This window comes from Vibrio mytili, assembly GCF_000830505.1.
Taxonomy (GTDB): Bacteria; Pseudomonadota; Gammaproteobacteria; order Enterobacterales; family Vibrionaceae; genus Vibrio; species Vibrio mytili.
Map to the genome: position 1 here is coordinate 1 of NZ_JXOK01000041.1, position 22,280 is coordinate 22,280.

At 44.7% G+C, this 22,280-nt stretch carries 18 protein-coding genes, 2 tRNA genes and 1 pseudogene; 5 read left to right on the forward strand and 16 right to left on the reverse strand.

The genetic code is table 11. The annotated features are described in order from the left end of the window. The 10 genes from SU60_RS11170 to rlmE all read right to left on the reverse strand — a co-directional run. Window positions 1–324 (reverse strand): translation initiation factor IF-2 associated domain-containing protein (locus tag SU60_RS11170; RefSeq protein ID WP_041155577.1); only part of this gene is annotated, 324 nt, incomplete at its 3' end. Between the two features lie 21 nt (window positions 325–345). Next, window positions 346–1,833: a transcription termination factor NusA gene (gene nusA / locus SU60_RS11175; RefSeq protein ID WP_041155578.1), complete on the reverse strand. Its 1,488-nt coding sequence runs from the start codon at window positions 1,831–1,833 to the stop codon at window positions 346–348. A 36-nt stretch (window positions 1,834–1,869) separates the two neighbouring features. Then, complete coding sequence (rimP, locus tag SU60_RS11180; RefSeq protein WP_041155639.1) at window positions 1,870–2,325, reverse strand: ribosome maturation factor RimP; 456 nt, start codon at window positions 2,323–2,325, stop codon at window positions 1,870–1,872. A 252-nt stretch (window positions 2,326–2,577) separates the two neighbouring features. Next, a tRNA-Met gene (locus SU60_RS11185) sits at window positions 2,578–2,654 on the reverse strand. Between the two features lie 55 nt (window positions 2,655–2,709). Further along, window positions 2,710–2,793, reverse strand: a tRNA-Leu gene (locus tag SU60_RS11190). A gap of 15 nt (window positions 2,794–2,808) precedes the next feature. Next, complete coding sequence (secG, locus tag SU60_RS11195; RefSeq protein ID WP_005439454.1) at window positions 2,809–3,147, reverse strand: preprotein translocase subunit SecG; 339 nt, start codon at window positions 3,145–3,147, stop codon at window positions 2,809–2,811. Between the two features lie 225 nt (window positions 3,148–3,372). Continuing rightward, window positions 3,373–4,713 (reverse strand): phosphoglucosamine mutase, encoded by a 1,341-nt coding sequence (gene glmM / locus SU60_RS11200; RefSeq protein ID WP_041155579.1) that lies wholly within the window; start codon window positions 4,711–4,713, stop codon window positions 3,373–3,375. A 65-nt stretch (window positions 4,714–4,778) separates the two neighbouring features. Continuing rightward, on the reverse strand, window positions 4,779–5,609 hold the full coding sequence (gene folP, locus SU60_RS11205; RefSeq protein WP_041155580.1) for a dihydropteroate synthase: 831 nt from the start codon (window positions 5,607–5,609) through the stop codon (window positions 4,779–4,781). Window positions 5,610–5,661: 52 nt separating this feature from the next. Next, the gene (gene ftsH, locus SU60_RS11210; RefSeq protein ID WP_041155581.1) at window positions 5,662–7,638 is read right to left on the reverse strand and encodes an ATP-dependent zinc metalloprotease FtsH; all 1,977 of its coding nucleotides are present in this window, start codon (window positions 7,636–7,638) and stop codon (window positions 5,662–5,664) included. A gap of 108 nt (window positions 7,639–7,746) precedes the next feature. Further along, window positions 7,747–8,376, reverse strand: coding sequence for a 23S rRNA (uridine(2552)-2'-O)-methyltransferase RlmE (gene rlmE, locus SU60_RS11215; protein WP_041155582.1), 630 nt, complete (start codon window positions 8,374–8,376; stop codon window positions 7,747–7,749). A 137-nt stretch (window positions 8,377–8,513) separates the two neighbouring features. On the opposite strand from rlmE, the gene yhbY reads away from it, so the two are divergent. Next, window positions 8,514–8,810: a ribosome assembly RNA-binding protein YhbY gene (gene yhbY, locus SU60_RS11220; RefSeq protein ID WP_005380066.1), complete on the forward strand. Its 297-nt coding sequence runs from the start codon at window positions 8,514–8,516 to the stop codon at window positions 8,808–8,810. 113 nt (window positions 8,811–8,923) lie between these two features. Here yhbY and greA read toward each other — a convergent pair whose 3' ends face one another. Next, window positions 8,924–9,397 (reverse strand): transcription elongation factor GreA, encoded by a 474-nt coding sequence (greA, locus tag SU60_RS11225; RefSeq protein ID WP_041155583.1) that lies wholly within the window; start codon window positions 9,395–9,397, stop codon window positions 8,924–8,926. A gap of 594 nt (window positions 9,398–9,991) precedes the next feature. Here greA and SU60_RS11230 point away from each other — a divergent pair. Further along, the gene (locus tag SU60_RS11230) at window positions 9,992–10,999 is read left to right on the forward strand and encodes a porin (protein WP_041155584.1); all 1,008 of its coding nucleotides are present in this window, start codon (window positions 9,992–9,994) and stop codon (window positions 10,997–10,999) included. Between the two features lie 278 nt (window positions 11,000–11,277). Continuing rightward, window positions 11,278–12,699, forward strand: a complete 1,422-nt coding sequence (gene dacB, locus SU60_RS11235; protein WP_041155585.1) for a serine-type D-Ala-D-Ala carboxypeptidase — start codon at window positions 11,278–11,280, stop codon at window positions 12,697–12,699. A gap of 172 nt (window positions 12,700–12,871) precedes the next feature. On the opposite strand, the gene tyrS is transcribed toward dacB, so the two are convergent. Further along, complete coding sequence (gene tyrS, locus SU60_RS11240; protein WP_041155586.1) at window positions 12,872–14,059, reverse strand: tyrosine--tRNA ligase; 1,188 nt, start codon at window positions 14,057–14,059, stop codon at window positions 12,872–12,874. Window positions 14,060–14,187: 128 nt separating this feature from the next. Between tyrS and shyC the strand changes: the two genes are divergently transcribed. Beyond that, window positions 14,188–15,480: a peptidoglycan DD-endopeptidase ShyC gene (shyC, locus tag SU60_RS11245; protein WP_041155587.1), complete on the forward strand. Its 1,293-nt coding sequence runs from the start codon at window positions 14,188–14,190 to the stop codon at window positions 15,478–15,480. A 77-nt stretch (window positions 15,481–15,557) separates the two neighbouring features. Here shyC and SU60_RS11250 read toward each other — a convergent pair whose 3' ends face one another. From SU60_RS11250 to erpA, 3 genes and pseudogenes are all read right to left on the reverse strand, one after another. Further along, window positions 15,558–18,686, reverse strand: a complete 3,129-nt coding sequence (locus tag SU60_RS11250) for an efflux RND transporter permease subunit (RefSeq protein ID WP_041155588.1) — start codon at window positions 18,684–18,686, stop codon at window positions 15,558–15,560. 122 nt (window positions 18,687–18,808) lie between these two features. Continuing rightward, window positions 18,809–19,903 (reverse strand): annotated as a pseudogene (locus SU60_RS11255) (efflux RND transporter periplasmic adaptor subunit); the annotation flags it as partial. 121 nt (window positions 19,904–20,024) lie between these two features. Beyond that, entirely contained in the window at window positions 20,025–20,366 is a 342-nt protein-coding gene (gene erpA / locus SU60_RS11260; RefSeq protein WP_041155589.1) for an iron-sulfur cluster insertion protein ErpA, read from the reverse strand. Window positions 20,367–20,603: 237 nt separating this feature from the next. Here erpA and hemL point away from each other — a divergent pair, with 237 nt between their 5' ends. Next, window positions 20,604–21,896 carry a glutamate-1-semialdehyde 2,1-aminomutase gene (gene hemL, locus SU60_RS11265; RefSeq protein ID WP_041155590.1) on the forward strand — a complete coding sequence of 431 codons (1,293 nt, stop codon included), beginning with the start codon at window positions 20,604–20,606 and terminating at the stop codon, window positions 21,894–21,896. Between the two features lie 141 nt (window positions 21,897–22,037). Here hemL and SU60_RS22635 read toward each other — a convergent pair whose 3' ends face one another. Continuing rightward, window positions 22,038–22,172: a hypothetical protein gene (locus tag SU60_RS22635; protein WP_280806715.1), complete on the reverse strand. Its 135-nt coding sequence runs from the start codon at window positions 22,170–22,172 to the stop codon at window positions 22,038–22,040. Between the last annotated feature and the right edge of the window lie 108 nt (window positions 22,173–22,280).

A 22,280-nucleotide genomic window follows, 5' to 3' on the forward strand; every position in this document is an offset into this window, starting at 1 on the left:
TTTTGCTTCATCTTCAATTGTGCTGCGCTTTACGTATGTACGTTTTTTGCGCACCTCAACCTGAACATTCTTACTCTTACCACCACCCGCATTAACACTAAGTGTACTACGAGTTTTACGCTGTAGCGTAAGGCGAGTCGGCTCTGATTCACCAGATTTGTCACCGTGTTCTTTTTTTAGATGAGAAAGAAGTGTTTGCTTCTCGTCATCTGTCACATTGTCAGAGCTCGCCTTTTTAATGCCAGCGTCAGCAAGTTGTTCAATCAAGCGGTCGACTGGCGTACCAATCTCATCACTCAGTGCTTTAACTGTTAATTGTGTCATGCCGCTTCCTCCTTGCTGAAATTATGCTTCTTCGCCGAACCAACAGATGTTACGTGCGGCCATAATTAGCTCACCTGCACGTTCTTCCGTCAGGCCTTCGATACCTTCTAAATCATCAATACCTTGGTCGGCAAGATCTTCAAGTGTTGCTACACCTTTCGCTGCCAATTTGTATGCCATTTCACGCTCCAAGCCTGCAAGACCAAGTAAGTCTTCTGCTGGCTCAAGGCCTTCGAATGACTCTTCTTGAGCAAGCGCAATCGTTGTTAGCGCGTCTTTTGCACGGCCACGCAACTCTTCGATCAACTCTTCATTAAGACCATCGACTTCAAGCAACTCATTCACTGGCACGTATGCCACTTCTTCTAGCGTTGAGAAACCTTCTTCGACAAGCAACTGAGCAAAGTCTTCTTCGATATCGAGGTACTTCATGAAGTTTTCAATAGACGCTTGTGATTCTTCAGCGTGCTTCTTCTGAAGATCCGCGACCGTCATAACGTTCAGTTCCCAACCTGTTAATTGAGATGCTAGACGAACGTTTTGACCATTACGACCGATAGCTTGCGCCAAGTTATCTGCTTCTACCGCAATATCCATTGAGTGTGCATCTTCATCTACGATGATAGACGCAACATCAGCAGGTGCCATTGCGTTAATAACGAACTGAGCTGGGTTGTCATCCCACAGAACGATATCGATACGCTCACCACCAAGCTCACCAGACACTGCTTGTACACGTGCACCACGCATACCAACACACGCACCCACAGGGTCGATACGCTTGTCATTGGTTTTTACTGCGATCTTAGCGCGAGAACCTGGATCACGTGCTGCACCTTTCAGTTCAATGATATCTTCTGCGATTTCAGGAACTTCAACGCGGAACAGTTCAGCTAGCATTTCTGGCTTAGAGCGCGTGATAAACAGTTGGAAACCACGAGCTTCTGGAGCCACTTTGTACAGTAGACCACGAACACGGTCACCTGGACGGAAGTTTTCGCGTGGCAGTTGATCATCACGAAGAATAACTGCTTCAGCATTATTACCAAGATCAAGCACGACAGTGTCGCGGTTTACTTTTTTAACAACACCAGTGATCAAGTCACCTTCGTTATCAATAAATTGCTCAACGATTTGTGCACGTTCAGCTTCACGAACTTTCTGTACGATAACTTGTTTTGCCGTTTGAGTCGTAATACGGTCAAACGTCACTGATTCAATTTCATCTTCGATGTAGTCGCCAAGCTCAATAGACTCATCATCGTATTGTGCCGCTTCTAATGAGATTTCTTTAGTTGGATATTCGACATTATCAACAACCAACCAACGACGGTAAGTAGTGAACTCGCCTGTTTTTCGGTCAATAGCAACACGAACTTCAATTTCGATATCGTATTTTTTCTTTGTAGAAGTTGCCAGAGCAATCTCAAGAGCCTCAAAGATGCGCTCACGAGGTACCGCTTTTTCGTTCGATACCGCTTCTGCTACCGCTAAAATTTCTTTACTCATTGTATTTAGCCTCTAAGCTTAAACTTTTTTAGGGAACTAAAATTTAGGGATCAGGTTAGCTTTTGAAATGTTACTTAAAGCAAACTCTTCTTGCTGACCGTCGACAGTAATAGTCACGGTTTCGCCATCAACGCTGTGGATAATACCTTTCCACTTGCGACGATTTGCTACCGCCATTTTCAAAACGATGCTGACCTCGTGACCTATAAATTGCTCATAATGTGCTGCTTTGAACAGTGGTCTTTCTAGACCTGGAGAAGACACTTCTAGACTGTAAGCAACAGAAATTGGATCTTCGACGTCTAGCACTGCACTCACCTGATGACTTACCTCTGCACAATCATCGACATTAATGCCATTCTCATGATCGATAAAAATACGTAATGTCGAGTGCGCGCCAGCACGAATAAACTCTAATCCAACTAACTCATAACCTGATGCCTCTACTGGCGCTTCAAGCATTTCAGTAAGTTGTCTTTCTAAACCAGTCATTTTAACCACTCCAGAAACAAAAAAAGGGCTCAGAGCCCAATCAAAAAACCAAGCAGTGATCTGAGTCATATTCAAAAAACTCAGATAACAAAAAACCCCGATAGTCGGGGTTTTGTGCTGCTGGACCCTGATACGTTAAGAATAGACAAAAAATCAGTTCTTAACTCGTAGCGTGGTTAGCACTACGCAAACTTGCCCAATCTTCGATTTCTATTAGCAAACTTCTTAAAAGTTTTACCCTAAGAAAGAGATTGGTTGCGGGGGCCGGATTTGAACCGACGACCTTCGGGTTATGAGCCCGACGAGCTACCAAGCTGCTCCACCCCGCGTCCGACTTGCTGAGCATTATACTCGCAAACAAGTGATTTACAAGTTTGTAAAACATGGTGCCGAGAGAGGGACTCGAACCCTCACACCAAAGGCACTAGCACCTCATGCTAGCGTGTCTACCAATTTCACCATCTCGGCAGCAAAACCTACAGCTTATTGTGGAATTTCATCACCCGCAGGGGCTGGAACTTCACTCGCTGCATCTTTAACTTGCTCTACCACTGGTTGACCTAATGTTGGGTCGACCCATTGAGATTCAGTCTTGTGCGTAGACATACGACCAAGTAACAAGCTAATGATAAAGAATACGGTTGCTAAAATAGCAGTTGTTCGGGTTAAGAAATTACCTGAGCCGCTAGCACCAAACACTGTGTTTGAAGCACCAGCACCGAACGAGGCTCCCATATCTGCGCCTTTACCTTGTTGAATCAACACAAGGCCAATTACACCAAGCGCTGCCAACAGGTAAATCACAAGTAGAACTGAAAACATTTTTCCACCTATGTTCCTAATTGTTGAGCCAGCGCCGCTCAAAAAATAATACATGTTATTAAATGAACAAGGCTAGCGACCTCCTAACGGGAGGCGGTGCAATACTAGCGAAAGCCAGTAACGCTGACAAGGGAAAATTAGTAAAAAATCAGTACGAACGTACCAAACGCTCAAAAAAAGGGCAAAAGCTGCCCTTTTCTTTCACTCGGTAAATAAAGCTCTGGATTAGCAGCTTAATTTAACCGCTTCGGCAATCTTAAGCGCTGAACTTTGAACCAGTTCAGCTTCTTCGCCTTCCACCATAACGCGGATAAGCGGTTCAGTTCCAGATTTACGCAGCAATACTCGGCCTTTATCACCAAGTTCGGCTTCCACCTCAGCGACAGAATCTAGTACGGCCTTTGCTTCTAGTGGATTGTTCTCTCCTGAAAAACGTACGTTTTCTAGAACTTGTGGATAAAGAGACATACCTTGAGACAAGTCGTGCAATGACATATCGCTACCAACAACAGAAGCAAGTACTTGTAATGCAGCAACAATTGCATCACCTGTTGTCACTTTATCCAGTAAAATAACGTGGCCAGAGTTTTCAGCACCAATTTTCCAGCCTTTCTCTAGCAACTGCTCCATCACATAGCGGTCACCAACAGCAGCTCGTACGAATGGAATACCTAACTGTTTTAGGCCATTTTCCATACCTAAATTCGTCATTAGGGTTCCAACAACACCACCTTTTAACTCTCCGCGGCGTAATGCATCGCGAGCAATAATGTAAGCAATTTGATCACCGTCCACTTTGTTCCCTAAGTGATCGACCATAATAATGCGGTCACCATCACCATCAAACGCTAAACCTAAGTGAGCTTGCTCTTCAACGACACGTTTCTGCAGGGCTCGTACATCGGTGGCCCCAACTTGGTCATTAATATTGGTGCCATTCGGCTCTACACCTATCGCTACAACGTCAGCACCTAATTCTTTAAACACACTTGGTGCGATGTGGTAAGTTGCACCGTGTGCGCAATCAACCACGATTTTAAGTTTCGCGAGGCTCAACTCAGAAGGGAATGTGCTCTTACAAAATTCAATGTAGCGACCCGCCGCATCGTTCATTCGCGTTGCTTTACCAAGCTCAGCTGACTCAACACACTCGATGTCTTTATCCAGCTCGGCTTCAATCGCCAACTCAATATCGTCCGGTAATTTAGTTCCCTCTGATGAGAAGAATTTAATACCGTTATCGTAGTAAGGGTTGTGAGAGGCAGAGATAACAATCCCGGCTTCTGCACGAAATGTTTGAGTTAGGTACGCAACAGCTGGTGTTGGCATTGGTCCTGTCAGCGTGGCCTTTAACCCCGCAGCTGCCAGGCCGGCTTCCAATGCAGATTCCAACATGTAACCAGAAATACGAGTATCTTTACCGATAATCACTTTTTTTGTACCTTGTTTCGCAAGTACACGACCAGCGGCCCAACCAAGCTTAAGTACAAAATCAGGTGTGATTGGGTATTGCCCAACTTTGCCACGTACACCGTCAGTACCAAAGTAACGTCTTTTATCAGACATAAACTTACCTTTATATATAATATTTTGTTTTAACTAATTTTTTAACTGAATCAAACGACAGCTTTCTAAGCATTGTTTTGGGTCATCTTAACAATTTTCATTGCTTCGATGGTATCTTCAAAGTCATGAACTCGAATGATCTGCGCGCCTTTCATAGCCGCGATAGTGGCACAAACAACACTGGCGTTAGTGCACTCTGCAGGTTTTTTGTCTAACAATTTGAAGATCATTGACTTACGGGACATTCCGGCCAAAATTGGCAAGCCAAATTTATGAAATTTTTCTAAATGAGCAAGCATATGATAATTGTGCTCGAGGGTTTTACCAAAGCCAAATCCCGGGTCAAGAATGATATTTTCACGGGCAATACCTGCTGACTCACAATCGGCGATACGCTCGATAAGAAACTGTTCGACTTCCTGCATCAAATCATCATATTGCGGATTGTGCTGCATGGTTTTAGGTTGACCTTGCATATGCATGATACACACAGGAAGATTGGCTTCCGCGACGGCTTCTATGGCACCGGGCTCCGTCAGAGAGCGAACATCATTAATAAGGTCTGCACCCGCTTCTATCGATTGCTTAATGACTTCCGCTTTGCTGGTATCAACAGAAATCCAAACATCGTACTTTTCCCGAATCGCCTTGACCACTGGTACAACGCGTTGCAGTTCTTCTTCTAAAGAAACGTCTGGCGCACCAGGTCGAGTGGACTCGCCACCAACATCAATAATACTGACGCCTGCACGGACCATTTTTTCAACTTGAGCAAGCGCGGACTCAATGGAGTTATATTGCCCTCCGTCAGAAAAAGAGTCAGGAGTAACATTAAGAATCGCCATCACGTGTGGGCGTGATAAATCTAAGGTTTTGTTATTTGCAGCAATTTTCATAATAAACACAAAAACCCCGAGCGAACTCGGGGTTTATTATTCTCAAACTTATTTATTCAGTGTCTTTTTTTTCTGGTGCATCGCTAGGTGAAGAATCCTGTGAAGAAGGCGTATCAGCATCTTTCGCTGTATCCGCTGGCTTATCTTCTTTTTCTTCTGCCTTCGCTTGAGGCTTGTCGTTATCCTGCGGCTTATTGGCAGCATTGTCGCTCCATCCAGCAGGCTCACGAACCTCAGCTTTACGCTCCATCAGATCGTCAATTTGGCGAGCATCAATGGTCTCATACTTCATCAGCGCATCTTTCATTGCATGCATGATGTCCATGTTCTCTTCCAGAATCTTTTTCGCGCGGTCATAGTTGCGGTCAATGATTTGACGAACTTCATCATCAATCAATTTCGCCGTGTCATCAGACATATGTTTTGTCTGAGTCACACTACGGCCTAAGAACACTTCACCTTCATCTTCAGCATAGAGCAACGGACCAAGTTTTTCAGAGAAGCCCCACTGAGTTACCATCTTACGAGCGATTTCAGTTGCGCGTTCGATGTCGTTCGACGCACCAGTTGAAACTTTTTCAGCCCCGTAGATAAGTTCTTCCGCTAAACGACCGCCGTACAAGCTAGAGATCATAGACTCTAGATGCTGGCGAGACATGCTAACGCGGTCTTGCTCTGGGAGATACATAGTCACACCTAACGCGCGACCACGTGGAATGATCGATACCTTATAAACTGGATCATGCTCTGGCACCAAACGGCCAACAATGGCGTGACCCGCTTCGTGGTAAGCGGTTGACGCTTTAGTTTCTTCAGACATCACCATAGAGCGACGTTCTGCACCCATCATGATTTTGTCTTTTGCCAGTTCAAACTCAACCATAGATACGTTGCGTTTGTTACCACGAGCCGCGAACAATGCCGCTTCGTTAACTAGGTTGGCTAGATCTGCACCAGAGAAACCTGGTGTCCCGCGCGCAATTAGTGATGGTTCAACATCACCCGCTAACGGCACTTTACGCATGTGAACTTTAAGAATTTGTTCACGACCACGCACATCTGGTAGACCAACAACAACCTGACGGTCGAAACGTCCAGGACGCAATAGCGCTGGGTCAAGTACGTCCGGACGGTTGGTCGCAGCGATAACGATAATACCTTCGTTACCTTCAAAACCATCCATCTCAACAAGCATTTGGTTAAGTGTTTGTTCACGCTCATCGTGACCACCACCAACGCCGGCACCACGCTGACGACCTACTGCATCGATCTCATCAATAAAGATGATACATGGTGCCGCTTTCTTCGCTTGTTCGAACATGTCACGTACACGTGATGCACCAACACCGACAAACATCTCAACGAAATCTGAACCAGAAATGGTAAAGAACGGTACTTTTGCTTCACCAGCGATGGCTTTAGCAAGTAGCGTTTTACCTGTACCTGGAGGACCAACCATCAAGACACCCGTTGGGATCTTACCCCCCAACTTTTGGAAGCGGCTTGGATCACGTAGGTAATCAACCAGCTCTTTAACGTCTTCTTTTGCTTCGTCACAACCAGCAACGTCTGCAAACGTGGTTTTGATTTGTTCTTCGCTCATCATACGAGCTTTGCTCTTACCGAAAGACATGGCGCCTTTACCGCCGCCGCCTTGCATTTGACGCATGAAGAAAATCCATACACCAATCAATAAGATCATTGGGAACCAAGAAATGAAAATAGTACCAAGTAAACTCTGTTCTTCAGGAGGTGTACCTTGTACTTTCACATTTTGATTAATTAGGTCATCTAGAAGCTTTTGATCGTACACTGGCATGTAAGTGACCATTTTGGCACCGCCGCCACGACGGACAAAGCTAATCTCACCGTCTTTAAAAGTTGCTTCTTGAATCTGGCCTTGGCCAACTTCCTGTACAAACGTGGTGTAATCCACGGTTCTGCCATTACTTTCCCCAGGGCCAAAGCTCTGGAATACCGACATCAATACGACAGCGATAACAAGCCACAGAATTAAATTTTTTGCCATGTCACTCAAGGTGTAAGCCTCTCGATAACTAATTGTAATTAAAGGTAGGGTACTACAGTTCAATCACTGTAGCTATACTGTTAACTCACTCCCTAGTGGGGAAAATGGTTAACCTTTGTAACCAGTGGCTACAACAAAGACTTCTCGTGAGCGTGCTCGCGATGAGTCTGGTTTTCTGATTTTGACGGTTTTAAACATGTCTCGGACTTCTTTCACATATTGATCGAAGCCTTCTCCTTGGAAAACCTTTACGACAAAGCTACCATTAGGCGCTAGAACTTGTCGACACATATCTAATGCCAATTCAACTAAATACATAGCACGTGGTTGATCAACCGAGCTATTACCCGCGATATTAGGCGCCATATCCGACATGACTACATCGACCATAGAAGGCTGGATTCTTTCCAATAACGCTTCCAATACTGCGTCGTCACGAAAATCGCCTTGCAAGAAGCTGACGCCTGCAATCGGATCCATCGGCAACAAATCACACGCAATGATTTGTCCAGAGTCACCTATTATTTTAGCAGCATATTGAGACCACCCACCTGGGGCTGCCCCTAAGTCAACGACTGTCATTCCCGGTTTTAACAACTTATCTTTTGTTTGGATTTCATCAATTTTGAAATAAGCTCGCGAACGGTAGCCCTTTTTACGAGCTTCATTTGCGTATTTATCATCAAAGTGTTCTTTCAACCAACGTCCAGAACTGGCCGAGTGTTTTTGTTTACTCATTTTAATCCTAACAAGATACAAATAGGAGCTATTGCTACAATAGGCGCAAGCTATTACTCAATAAATTATAGTCTTCAGCATTAGATGGCGTTAAAATAGCGTTTTTCAACCCTCATTTAAAGAAAATTGGCCGCGTAATGAACCTAAGCACCAAACAAAAGCAGCACCTTAAAGGCCTAGCTCACAGTTTAAAACCTGTTGTGCTAATGGGCGCAAATGGACTTACAGAAGCCGTGCTAGCAGAAATTGAGATTGCTCTTAATCATCACGAACTGATCAAAGTAAAAGTTGCTTCGGAAGATCGTGAAACAAAACAGCTAATCATCGACGCTATCGTACGTGAGACGGGAGCAGAAAAAGTTCAGACCATTGGTAAAGTGCTTGTCCTTTATCGTCAATCTGAAGAGCGTAAAATCGAAATTCCCCGCAAATAACTTGCGCTTTAACTTTGATAGATACGCTTTGTAAAACGCCATGACGTCTCAAAGAGACGTGGCAAGAAAAAGGTCGCCATCGGCGACCTTTTTGCGTTTTGTAGAGTAAGAAATTAAATGTATTCCACTCGATCAATTTCGAAGTCTTTCGCGCCACCAGGCGTTTGGATAGCGACTTCATCACCTTCCATTTTACCAATCAAGCCACGAGCAATCGGTGAGCTAACAGAAATACGACCCGCTTTGATATCTGCTTCGTCATCACCGACGATTTGGTAGGTTTTTTCTTCATCAGTATCGATATCGATTAATGTCACTGTTGAACCAAAAATCACTTTGCCAGTGTTTTCCATCGTTGTCACATCGATAACTTGTGCAACAGACAGCTTGTATTCAATATCACGGATCTGAGCTTCACAAATACCTTGTTCTTCACGTGCCGCATGATATTCAGCATTTTCTTTTAAGTCACCCAGTTCGCGAGCTTCAGCAATTGCCGCTGAAATTTGAGGACGTAGCTTAAGAAGACGATCGAGTTCTGCACGTAGCTGTTGTTCGCCACGTAAAGTCATTGGAACTTTTTCCATTATATAAAACCTCAAGCCCAGTGTGTTTTGGACAAAAAAGCCCCACCCTGTCGAAGGACTGGGTAGCGCGTTTAAAGATATGTTTCACTTAGTGTAAACAAACTCTGAAGTGAAATCACCTTAAATCGAATACAAGCCGATTCACTCTTAAAGGTAACACTCTCCTAGCTCATACCGTGACTCAATCCACCTTGAACTCAATCCACCCTGAACTCAATCCGCCTTGAACTATCTGCAAAAAAACAAACAGCGAAAAAACAAACCGAAATGCGACTGAGACTCTTCAAAAAAGTAAAAAAAACTAAACCCTTTCAAATTAAAAACCAAATAAAACCCATTAATTTAATTAAAAATCAGCAAGATAAAAACAAAAAAAACAAATTGAACAGTGTTCATTATATTGCTTGATATTATTTTACTAGCTCCCTGCGGAACTTAGGCGGTACAACGTGTCCAGCAAGTTAGCGCTAAGGGTTAACGATATTTGACTTAATACGTTCTCGATTAATCTGTATCTAAACCAATAACTTGCCGAGAGAATCACTCTCCCACTTACAACAATGATTTATGGACAGCTAACTAGGACAAACGAAGATGAAAAAGACTCTAATCGCCCTTTCTGTATCAGCGGCAGCAATCGCGACTGGCGCAAACGCTGCGGAACTTTACAACCAAGACGGCACATCTTTAGAAATGGGCGGCCGCGCTGAAGCACGTCTATCAATGAAAGATGGTGACGCTCAAGACAACTCTCGCATCCGTCTAAACTTCCTTGGTAAGCAAGCGATCAATGATGGCCTATATGGTGTGGGCTTCTGGGAAGGTGAGTTCACGACAGCAGAGAACGGCGAAGTAGATAACAATAACGATCTAAACACTCGTTACGCTTACGCAGGTCTAGGTGGTGCTTGGGGTGAGTTTACATACGGTAAAAACGAAGGTGCGCTAGGTGTCATCACAGATTTCACTGATATCATGGCTTACCACGGCAACTCTGCTGCAGATAAACTGGCTGTTGCTGACCGTTCTGACAATATGATGTCTTACAAAGGTCAATTCGATAACTTAAGCGTTAAAGCAAGCTACCGTTTTGCTGATCGCGAAATTAAAAATGAAAACACGCCAAATGCAGAGTTCAGCGACAACGGCCAAGACGGCTACTCTCTATCGGCAATCTACGCGCTAGGTGATACAGGTATTAACCTAGGTGGTGGTTACGCAGATCAAGATGACGCTAACGAATACATGCTAGCGGGCTCTTACACTATGGGTGACCTATACTTCGCAGGTGTATTCACTGACGGTGAAAAAGCAAGCAAAGATGGCGACTACACAGGTTACGAATTAGCTGGTGCTTACACCCTAGGTCAAACCGTGTTTACAACCACATATAACAACGCAGAAACTAATGATGAAACATCTACAAACAACATCGCGGTTGATGCTACATACTACTTCAAGCCTAACTTCCGTGCTTACGCTTCGTACAACTTCAACCTAATCGACTCTGGTGACAAACTAGGTAAAGTAGGTGGCAACACGACAGCAAGCAAAGTAGATGCTGAAGACGAGTTAGCTCTAGGTCTACGCTACGACTTCTAATTTCAATGTTTAGAATTGAATCGACAATGCCTGCTTCTTGCGGGCATTGTTATTTAGAGGACTTGTTATTTTGCTGACGTGTTATTCTGTACCGCTGTTTTCTTATCTCGTTCTAGATTAAGCACCAAAAAGCATCTCTTACGTAATCTTATAGATTGAACTAAACTTTCATAGCTTGTCTCATTAATAATCTTTATTCGAGCATTTTGCGGCACGCCTAGCATATTGCTTTAACTCAAGTATACTCAACTTCATGACTAACCCTATAAAGTATCACTATGCGTTTACGTTGGCCTTTACTGTTATTTGCTCTGTTTAACTCCGTTGCGTTACATGCGTACCCTCACCAGGAAGTTTTGCCTGAGGGTGCTCGCATTAGCTTGGTCGCTCAAAAACTCAGTGATAATAAAGAGCTCATCGGTATTCACCCGACAGAACAATTATTCCCACCCGCAAGCACTTTAAAAGTGGTTACTGCATTAGCAGCAAAATTAGAGTTAGGAAATAGCTTTAGATTCCGCACCAAACTCGAAACGTCCAGCACAGACGCCGTCATTCGTTTCGTTGGTGATCCAACACTTCAAACGCAAGATTTAAAGAGCCTGCTGACCCAAGCCAAACAGAATGGTCTTAATCGCATTAATGGTAACTTGTGGCTGGATGACAGCTTATTTACGGGCTATAACCGTGCGGTGGGCTGGCCATGGGATATTTTAGGGGTGTGCTACAGTGCACCAGCAGCAGCTATCACATTAAATAGAAACTGTGTTCAAGCCTCTATTTATACCCAGCAAAATGGTGGTACACGTGTCTTCGTGCCTAAGCACCAACCAATCAAAGTCAATACCTCCGTCGAAACCGTGTCCTACTCGGTTCATAAAAGTCGTCATTGCGGATTAGATTTAATTGCTAACCCAGACAATAGTTATGAGTTGAAAGGTTGCTTGGTAGCAAGAAAAGACCCCTTACCTCTGAAATTTGCTGTGCAGGATCCCGGGCAATACACCAGTAAAAATGTTGCCAAATTGCTCGCCCAGCTTGGTATTGGACTGAAAGGTCAGATCAAAATAGGGACTGCGCCAGAGAAGCAACGTAAAGTGTTGGCAGAACACCAATCGAAAGCTCTGCCAGAACTGTTGGATTTAATGTTAAAACGCTCTGATAACCTGATCGCAGATACATTAACCAAAACACTTGGTGCCAAGTTTTTTGTCCAACCAGGCAGTTTCACTAATGGTACCGAAGCAATCAAACAAATCATCTTCTCTAACACAGGAATTGATATCCGTCAGGCACGTTTGGAAGATGGCTCAGGGTTGTCAAGGAACAATCGTATTTCTGCAGTTAAGATGGCCGAGATACTGCGCTACATCTGGAAGAATGAAAGTAAGTTAAACCTTATCGCTATCATGCCTCGATCCGGGGAATCCGGTACACTCCATTACCGTAAGAGCATGCGTCAAGCTCCTATCAAAGGTCAGTTAATTGCCAAAAGTGGGTCCATTTACGGCACCTACAATATGGCTGGATATGGTCTGGACAAAAATGGCAAACCAAATACGGTTTTTGTCCAGTTTGTGTCTGACTACTTTCCAGATAATAGTAGCGGCCATCGCTCTTCTGTCGCCCCTATTACTCGTTTTGAGAAGCTGTTTTACAACGATGTAGTGAACTTTAGTCAAGCCATCCCTAAACAATAGTCGGCGTTGCTAACATCACTCGGTATAGCAGCAGTAACGACAGTAGAAGCAACAAGCACAAGCTTCTCCATATGACCGGGACCTGTTAGTAAGCTCCCGACAGTCGTTGAGGTCGCCCCCAAATAATAAAAGCGCCCAATGGGGCGCTTTTATTATTTGGCTAGGTTATTGATTACTGAATAGTAATACGAGCGAACTTACGTTTACCCACTTGGAATACGTAAGTGCCTGACTCAGGAGCAAATTTCGCATCTGCAACTTTTTCGCCTTCAATCTTTGCTGCGCCTTGCTTGACCATTCGCATCGCTTCCGATGTGGATGCACACAGGCCGGCTTCTTTCAACAGGTTAGCAACCGGAGTACCGGCTTCGAAATCAAACTCTGGCATTTCATCAGGAATTTGGTTCTTCGCAAAACGATTAACAAACTCTTGCTCCGCTGCATCAGCGTCTGCTTCACTATGGAAGCGAGCAATGATCTCTTTCGCCAAAAGCACTTTAACATCACGCGGGTTTTTACCAGCTTCGATGTCGGCTTTGAACTGAGCGATTTCTTCAAGAGGACGGAAAGACAATAGCTCGTAGTAACTCCACATCAAATCATCCGAGATCGACATGATTTTACCAAACATCTCGCTTGGTGCCTCACTGATACCGATGTAGTTGTTTGCCGACTTAGACATTTTCTTCTCGCCATCTAGGCCTACAAGAAGCGGCATCATTAGAACGACTTGTGGTTTTTGACCATTTGATTTTTGCAGCTCACGCCCCATCAGTAGGTTGAACTTTTGATCCGTACCACCAAGCTCTACGTCTGTCTCCATTGCTACCGAGTCCCAACCTTGCAACAATGGGTACATAAACTCATGAATAGCGATAGGTTGACCACCTGTGTAACGCTTTTTAAAGTCATCACGTTCAAGCATACGCGCCACGGTTTGGTTAGCCGCAAGACGAATCATGCCTTCCGCACCCAGTTCTGACAACCACTCAGAGTTAAACTGAATCTTAGTCTTTGCTGGATCTAGAATTTTGAATACCTGTTCTTTATACGTTTCTGCGTTACGCAAAACATCTTCACGGCTCAACGGTGGGCGTGTCGTATTCTTACCTGTTGGGTCACCAACCATGGCAGTGAAGTCACCAATCAAAAACGTCACTTCGTGACCGAGTTCTTGGAACAAGCGAAGCTTATTAAAAATAACCGTGTGACCTAAATGGATATCCGGTGCCGTTGGATCCGCGCCCAACTTAATACGTAAAGGACGACCTTCTTTTAGCTTTGCTATTAGCTCGTCTTCTGGAATCAGCTCTTCAACACCGCGCTTAATCTCGGCTAGTGCAGCTTCAATGCTCGCCATTCTTGTTCACTCCCACAGATTTGGCAAAAATATAATAGTTGGACATATTACTTGAATAGCGATGCATTTTGAAACGCGTTAGACTAGGTAATGTGAATTTTTACGATTATTTGGCGATCTAGACCCTCATGCATTCGATTTTTGTCCGACTCCCACTCTTGCACAAAGTACTGATCGGCTTTTTTAGTGCGCTAATTATTATCGCAGCGTTCTTTTTGCCCGATCCTCAAGAACTCGATCCGCAACAGAGCCGCTTACAAGTCGGTCAATATTATCCAGTGCCTATTTCTATTGAATTAGCACCGCTGAATGGTGATGCTTCTCAAGCGTCTTCGGTTTTGCGCTGGGAAACCTATAAAGTCAACAATGGCGAAAGTGCTGCAATTCTGTTTAGTCGTGTTGGCGTGTCTGCTCGAATATTACATGAGCTGATCGCTTCAGATAAAGAAGTAGAAAGACAGCTAACTCGTCTTAGACCAGGAGACAAGCTGCAATTCGGTTTCGATGAAAAGCACAACTTTGTTCAATTACGACGAACATTAAGTGCCTTCGAAACCTTTCGTATCAAGTTGCAAGATGGCAAATACGTTTCTGAAGTTGACAAAAAGGAAGTGGATTATCAATACAACTATGCTGAAGCAACCATCAGATCCAATTTCTGGAATGCTGGTATATCTTCTGGCTTAGATGGCAACCAAATCATGGAGCTGGCCGTAATGTTTGGCTGGGATATCGACTTTGCTTTGGATATTCGTAAAAACGACAGTTTCCGTGTTCTCTATCAAGAGCAAGTCGTTGAAGGTGACGTGATTGGTCGCGGAAAAATCATCGCAGCCATTTTTAAAAACCAAGGCGAAACTTTTACAGCAATTTTAGATGAGAAAACCGGCAAGTATTATGACGAGAATGGCCGTGCGATGAAAAAGGCGTTCTTACGTGCACCGCTGGATTTTCGTCGCGTAAGTTCAAACTTTAACCCACGTCGCTTACACCCAGTCACAGGTAAAGTACGCCCGCATAGAGGCACAGATTACGCAGCTCCAGTAGGTACACCAATATGGGCAGCTGGTGACGGTGTCGTACTCAAGTCGTCGTACAATAAGTTCAACGGGAACTATGTTTTTATCAAACACAGCAATACGTACGTGACTAAGTACTTGCACCTGACAAAACGAACAGTCAAAGCAGGGCAAAGGGTGAAACAAGGTCAAACCATTGGTACATTGGGAGGAACCGGTCGTGTTACCGGCCCTCACTTACATTATGAATTTTTGGTCAATGGTGTACATAAAAACCCGCGCACAGTGAACTTGCCGCAGTCCAAATCGTTAACAGGTAAAGCAAGGCAGACCTTTATGGCGAATGCCAAAGTCAGTATGGATAAGCTGGATCGCTATAGCGAGTTGTTGACCATGAACTGATCAGGTTATTGATCACGGTAACACGACTCAAAGAGGCCGCACTTTGCGGCCTCTTGGTTTTTTGCAGCCTCTTGGGCTTAAAGCCCTTCACTTTCTTGTACTGAATACGAGTCTGGATGCTCACGCCCTAACATCAATAGACATGGTGTAAGAACAAGAGTCAGCACTGTAGCAAAAGCTAAACCACCAGCAACCGCTGTCGCCAATTGCGACCACCATTGTGTGCTTGGTGCACCAAACTCCACATTCTGATTAACCAAGTCGATGTTCATTTCTAACACCATTGGCAGTAAACCAAGTATCGTCGTGATGGTGGTGAGTAACACGGGTCTCAAACGTTGTACGCCAGTACGTAAGATGGCATCCGCTTTATCCAGCCCTCTTTTCCGCATTTGATTGTAGGTATCAATCAATACGATGTTGTTATTCACCACAATCCCCGCCAATGCGATCACACCAATCCCCGACATAATAATGCCAAACGGCTTTTGAAATATCAGTAATCCGGCAAAGACTCCAACGGTGGAAAACAACACCGCACTTAAAATCAAAAATGCCTGATAGAAACTATTAAACTGGGTAATCAAGATTAGTGCCATCACTCCAAGCGCCACAACAAATGCATTTTTTAAGAACGCAGAAGAATGTTCCTGTTCTTCGTTTTGTCCACGGATTTTGAACTCGACGCCCTCAGGCAAGCCAAGGTCATCAATTGCAGCAGAGATTTTGGGCAACTCTAAAGCCAAATTGTAACCGTCAGCCATATCGGCGTTGATACTGATGACTCGGTGCCCATCGATACGTCGAATAGTACCTTGCTTGGGCTCATGCTTAATTTGGGCAAAATTAGTAATGGGCACCAAACCCGCAGCGGTTTTTATTCTTAATTGATCAAATCGACCAATATCTCGTTTACCTTCGGGGTAACGCACCAAAATGTCGACTTCTTCGTCAGCATCATCCGGTAAATAGTCACCGATCTTCAAACCATTTGTGACGAACTGTACCGTATTACCGACTAATGTTGCATCCGCTGCAAATCGAGCTGCATCATCTCGTTGGATATCAATTTGCCAGTCAATGCCCTCTTTGTTCGTGGTATCGCTCAAGTTAGTGAAGGCAGGGTTACCATCTGCCCAATTACGCACTTTCTTCGCTGCGGCATCCAAATCCGCAATGCTGTTACTTTTCGAAGACACTTCAATAACGACATCGTTTTCAACGGGTGGGCCAGCATCAGCAAATTTGTACTCAAGCTCCACACCAGAAAAACGGTCTGTCGTTTGTTTAAGTTCCTCTATGATGGTTTTCACTTTACGCCGATACTGCCAATCTACGGGAGTGATTTGGATCTGACCAATTTCATCCCCGTCATTGCTTTTCCCCGTTCGCGTATAAACACTCTCAAACTCATCATGACCAAGCATGACCTTTTCAATCTCTCTCATCACGCTGTCTTTCTCGTGAATCGATAAATCGCCATATGAGCGCACTTTTACAGTGAAATATGCAGGGTCAACTTCAGGGAAAAACTCGGCACCCAGACCAGCTTTGCTGTAGGTAACCCCAACACCAACAGCCAAAACGACCGCACTCAGCAACACTTTCCACGGATGACGAATGGCAACGGATAACGTTTGATAATAGAGCTTAGTGATACCGGTTGCCTTATCAAAATGGCCATTGTGTAAATCGACCATCTGCTTCTGTGCCGAAGGGGTCAACACTTGCGTATTACCAATAATACTCCCAATAACCGGGACAAATAGTAATGCCATGATCAGTGATGCGGACAACGTTGCTATCAAGGTGAGCGGCAAATATTTCATAAACTCACCAGTAATATCCGGCCAGAAAAGCAAAGGGGCGAACGCTGCTAAAGTGGTTGCTGTCGAGGCCGTAATAGGCCATGACATACGCTTTGCTGCTTGCCGGTAAGCGTCGCTACGCGAGACCCCTTCTTGCATTCTTCGGTCTGCAAACTCGGTCACTACGATGGCACCGTCTACTAACATCCCAACCGCCATGATCAAAGCAAACAACACGACAATGTTAACGGTCAGACCAAATACGGAGAGCACCAACAGACCGGTCAGAAATGATCCTGGAATCGAAATTCCCACTAAAAACGCAGTCCGGACACCTAGAATCGCGATGATGACGATCACCACTAAAATGATGGCTGACAGTACATTATTTTGCAGATCAGTCAGCATCAATTTGACTTCTTCGGATTGATCCCATGTGTATTTGACCAACAAATTGTCAGGCCACTCAGCGCGCTGTTGTCCTTCAGCCATCACCGCTTTCACCAGCTCGACCGTTTCAATGATGTTTTCACCTGCGCGTTTTTTAACATCCAAAACAATCGCAGACTCACCATCCAGGCGCGCAAAGCTTTCTGGATCTCGAAATGACCTGCGCACCGTTGCAACATCGCCAAACGTGATCACCTCTTTACCATTCACTTTGATTGGCAGCTCTAAGACATCTTTTAATGAATCAAACACCGATGGCACTTTAACTGAAAATCGGCCATATCCGGTATCCACAAACCCTGCGGCAACAACTCGGTTATTAAGTGCAATCAAGTTGTAGATGTCGGCCTGATCTAACCCATAACTTTCCATCAAAAGAGGATCAACAACAATCTCGACGATATCTTCTCGATTACCAGCAATATCCACTTCTAATATTTGACGAAAACTTTCAAGCCTGTCTCTGAGAGTCTTAGCAACTTGTATAATCGAGCGTTCAGGTAACGTCCCATACAATACAACCGTTAATACTGGCATCTCAGAAGCAAAAGTAACTTCGTTAACCGTCGGCTCATCGCTATCTTGAGGCAACTTGGGTTTGGCAAGATCCACGGCCTCTCGGACATCGGCCATGGCTTTCGTCAAGTCAACCCCAACACTGAACTCTAAGGTGACAGAGGCATTCCCTTCTGATGCGGATGACGTCATCTCCTTCACCCCTTCAATAGACCGCAACTCTTGTTCTATGGGTCGTACTAATAAACGCTCAGCATCAACAGGAGAAATGCCCTGATGACCAACGGAAACGTAAATGATGGGAATGGTGATATCCGGGCTGGACTCCTTAGGAATTGTGACGTAAGTAATAACACCTGAAACCAATAACATAATTAATAATGTCAGCATGGTACGTGACCGTGAAAGCGCAGCATCAATTAATACGTTCATACAGCCTCCTACTGCTCATTGGTTTTATCAACAATGACATTGCTATCGGTAGAAGTCCCACTGTTAGCATTCGCACTACTATCAGCATTTGTGTCACTATCAGCATTTGTGTCACTATCCAGAATAGCTTCACTGACCTTAGTCGCTAACACTGGATCACCATCTCGAACAAACCCTTGCCCCAAAACAATAATATCGGCATGATCGCCAAGTCCTGATAGCCATACTCCATCATTTTCTGCTTTAACCAACTGGATTGGAACGAATTTTACGTGATCGTCCTGCACTGTTTTTACACCAAGGTTACCCTCTTCATCTAGCGCTAACATTGCGGCGGTGACTTTAATCGCTAATACTTCACTTAAAGGCAATTGGACTTCGGCGCTCACACCTGCGGGAATAACAGCACCGCGGTTGTCAATTTCAATTTCAACTGGGAAGGTATTGGTTGCCGTTGAAGAGACTCGACCTATATAACGTAACTTACCTTGAAGGTGCTGCTCATTGATGACCCGTACATCCGCTTTCTGACCCTGCGTGAGAGACTGGACATGTCGCTCACTGACATCTGCTTCAATCACCAAAGTTTCTAGATCTATCAAGGTTGCAATGGGATCACCAATACCAACAAAATCACCTACTTCAACAAAGTGGTGGTCAACGATGCCATCAAATGGAGCTTTAACCAGGGTATGTCTCAAGTCAATTTTTACGGTACTGGCATTTGCTTTGGCTTCAACTAATGCCGCCTGTGCAGTAGCAAATGCAACTTCTCCCTGCAACCCCCGACTTTTGAGCGACTTCGCTGCATTAAATTCTTTTTCTTTAACCAGAAGCATTGCCTGTGCGCGCTGAAGTTGGATATCAAGGTCACGCGGATCGATACGGGCTATCACTTGACCTCGCTTTACCGCTTGGCCCTTTTTGACATCAAGGCTGAGTATTTTACCTGCGATTTCTGCGCCTAATCGCGCCTGACGATTGGGAGCAGTTCGGCCATACAGTTCAATGGTTTTTCGGGTAGGCTGAGCGGCAAAAGTATCATACATGACTTTTGCTACTGGCTTATTTTCTGCTTGAGTGGAAGGTGAGGACGCGGTTTCCCCTGATGATTCGAGTTGACCCATTGTCAACCATGCAATGAGAAGAAGGATAAGAGCGAGAGAGACTAGCCATGGGCGATCGGCAATATGCCGCCCGAGAGAAGTCACAGACATAGGAAAAAGTCCTTTTATTTTTGTTTTCTGCAACTTCCTAACAGAACGTCTTTACGTAATAGACGAACAACTCAATACGCAAAGAACAGGCAATCCATGCGACTGCCTATCATTGTCTCAATTACACGCTAAATGATGCTCCACAACCACATGTGGTTGTTGCGTTCGGGTTATTCACGAAGAAGCGTGCTCCTTCCAGTCCCTCAGTGTAATCGACAATACCGCCAATAAGGTATTGCAGGCTCATCGGATCGACAACCAGTGTGACGCCACTATTTACAATGGTTGTATCACCGTCATTTACATTTTCATCAAAAGTGAAGCCGTATTGAAAACCGCTACAGCCTCCACCGGTAATGTATACACGTAATTTCAATTCTGGATTTTCTTCTTCCGCAATCAATGCTTTAACGCGTGATGCTGCGGCATCAGAAAAGGATAATGGTACGTTTACTTCGCTCACGAAGACCTCTCTCACTCGTGTCATGCGTCAAGCCTGGAGCAAGACGTCAAATTTGTACTAACTAGCCACGATTATCTAATACCTGACAAACTCGTTCAAGTATTCGCCGTTGATTCTTTATAACAGATGGCGATATGACTGCGAAAGTACACATAAATTGAGCAAAACGTTTCTAAGTTGATTATAGCTAGGTACAATGCGCTCCACTTGGTCCGAGCAATCAAAAGAGGAAATCCCATGACCAAATCATCAGATCTGTATCAAAAAGCTCAAAAAATCATACCCGGTGGTGTGAATTCTCCAGTTCGTGCATTTAACGGAGTTGGCGGTTCTCCACTGTTTATTGAACGAGCAGACGGTCCATTGATTTTTGATGCCGATGGAAAAGCGTACATTGATTACGTAGGTTCATGGGGCCCAATGATTCTTGGTCACAACCATGCCATAATCAGAGAAGCAGTGATTGAAGCGGCTCAACGTGGCCTTAGCTTTGGCGCACCAACCGAGCTGGAAATCTCTATGGCTGAGTTGGTTTCTGAGCTTGTGCCTTCAATGGAACAAATCCGCATGGTCAGCTCAGGTACAGAAGCAACCATGAGTGCAATTCGTCTTGCGCGTGGTTTTACTGGACGCGATAAAATCATGAAGTTCGAAGGTTGTTACCACGGGCACGCTGATAGCCTTCTTGTCAAAGCAGGCTCCGGCGCACTAACTCTGGGTCAACCAAGTTCTCCAGGCGTACCAGCTGACTTTGCAAAACATACATTAACCGCAACATTTAACGATCTCGATTCTGTTCGCGAGCTGTTTGAAGCAAACAAAGGTGAAATCGCGTGTATCATCGTTGAGCCAGTCGCAGGGAACATGAACTGTATTCCACCGGTAGAAGGCTTCCATGAAGGTCTGCGTGAAATTTGCGATCAAGAAGGTGCCCTTTTGATTTTTGACGAAGTCATGACGGGTTTCCGCGTAGCACTTGGTGGTGCACAAGCCCATTACAATATCAAGCCTGACTTAACGACATTAGGTAAAGTCATTGGTGGTGGTATGCCTGTTGGCGCTTTCGGCGGCCGCAAAGAAGTCATGCAACACGTTGCACCAACGGGACCAGTTTACCAAGCGGGCACGCTCTCTGGTAATCCAGTGGCTATGGCTGCGGGATTTGCGTGTTTAAACTTGCTAAAAGAAGAAGGTAACGAAAAACGCCTCGCATCCAAAACCAAACAACTGGCTGACGGTTTTAAATCTTTAGCTGAAAAGCACGGTATCCCTTTGGTTGTAAACCAAGTCGGCGGCATGTTTGGCTTCTTCTTTACTGAACAAGACAGCGTGACGTGCTACGAAGACGTAACCAAGTGTGATACGGAACGCTTCAAACGCTTCTTCCATCTTATGCTCAAGCACGGCGTTTATCTCGCACCGTCAGCATTTGAAGCCAGCTTTACGTCGCTAGCGCACAGCTCAAAAGAAATTGACGCAACACTAGAAGCGGCGGATCGTTGCTTTGCAACGCTCGCAGCAGAAGCGTGAACGTGGCACTGAGTCAAACGCGATTTGCGCACAAACCGTTTTTAGACTCAAACAGATAAGGGCCCTCGTGGTCCTTTTTAATGTCAGTTAGCTCTGTTTCCGACTCACTCTATTACCAACTGACTCTACTGCCAACTCACTCTATTTCCAGTTAATAATCACCAATACCACCAGTAAACTCACCGCGATACCAAACCAAGGCACACGTCTCACTCTGGTGTTAGTTTGCTGTTTCTCATCACGATGACAGTTTTTATCACTATTACAGCATCCCATATTAGATCTCCCGATTGATAACCGCCTGATTTGTCGTCATTATAGCAGCGTCATTTACACCTTCCCATTCACCAGTGTCATGACATTGGTAACATTAAGCGTGTAAAA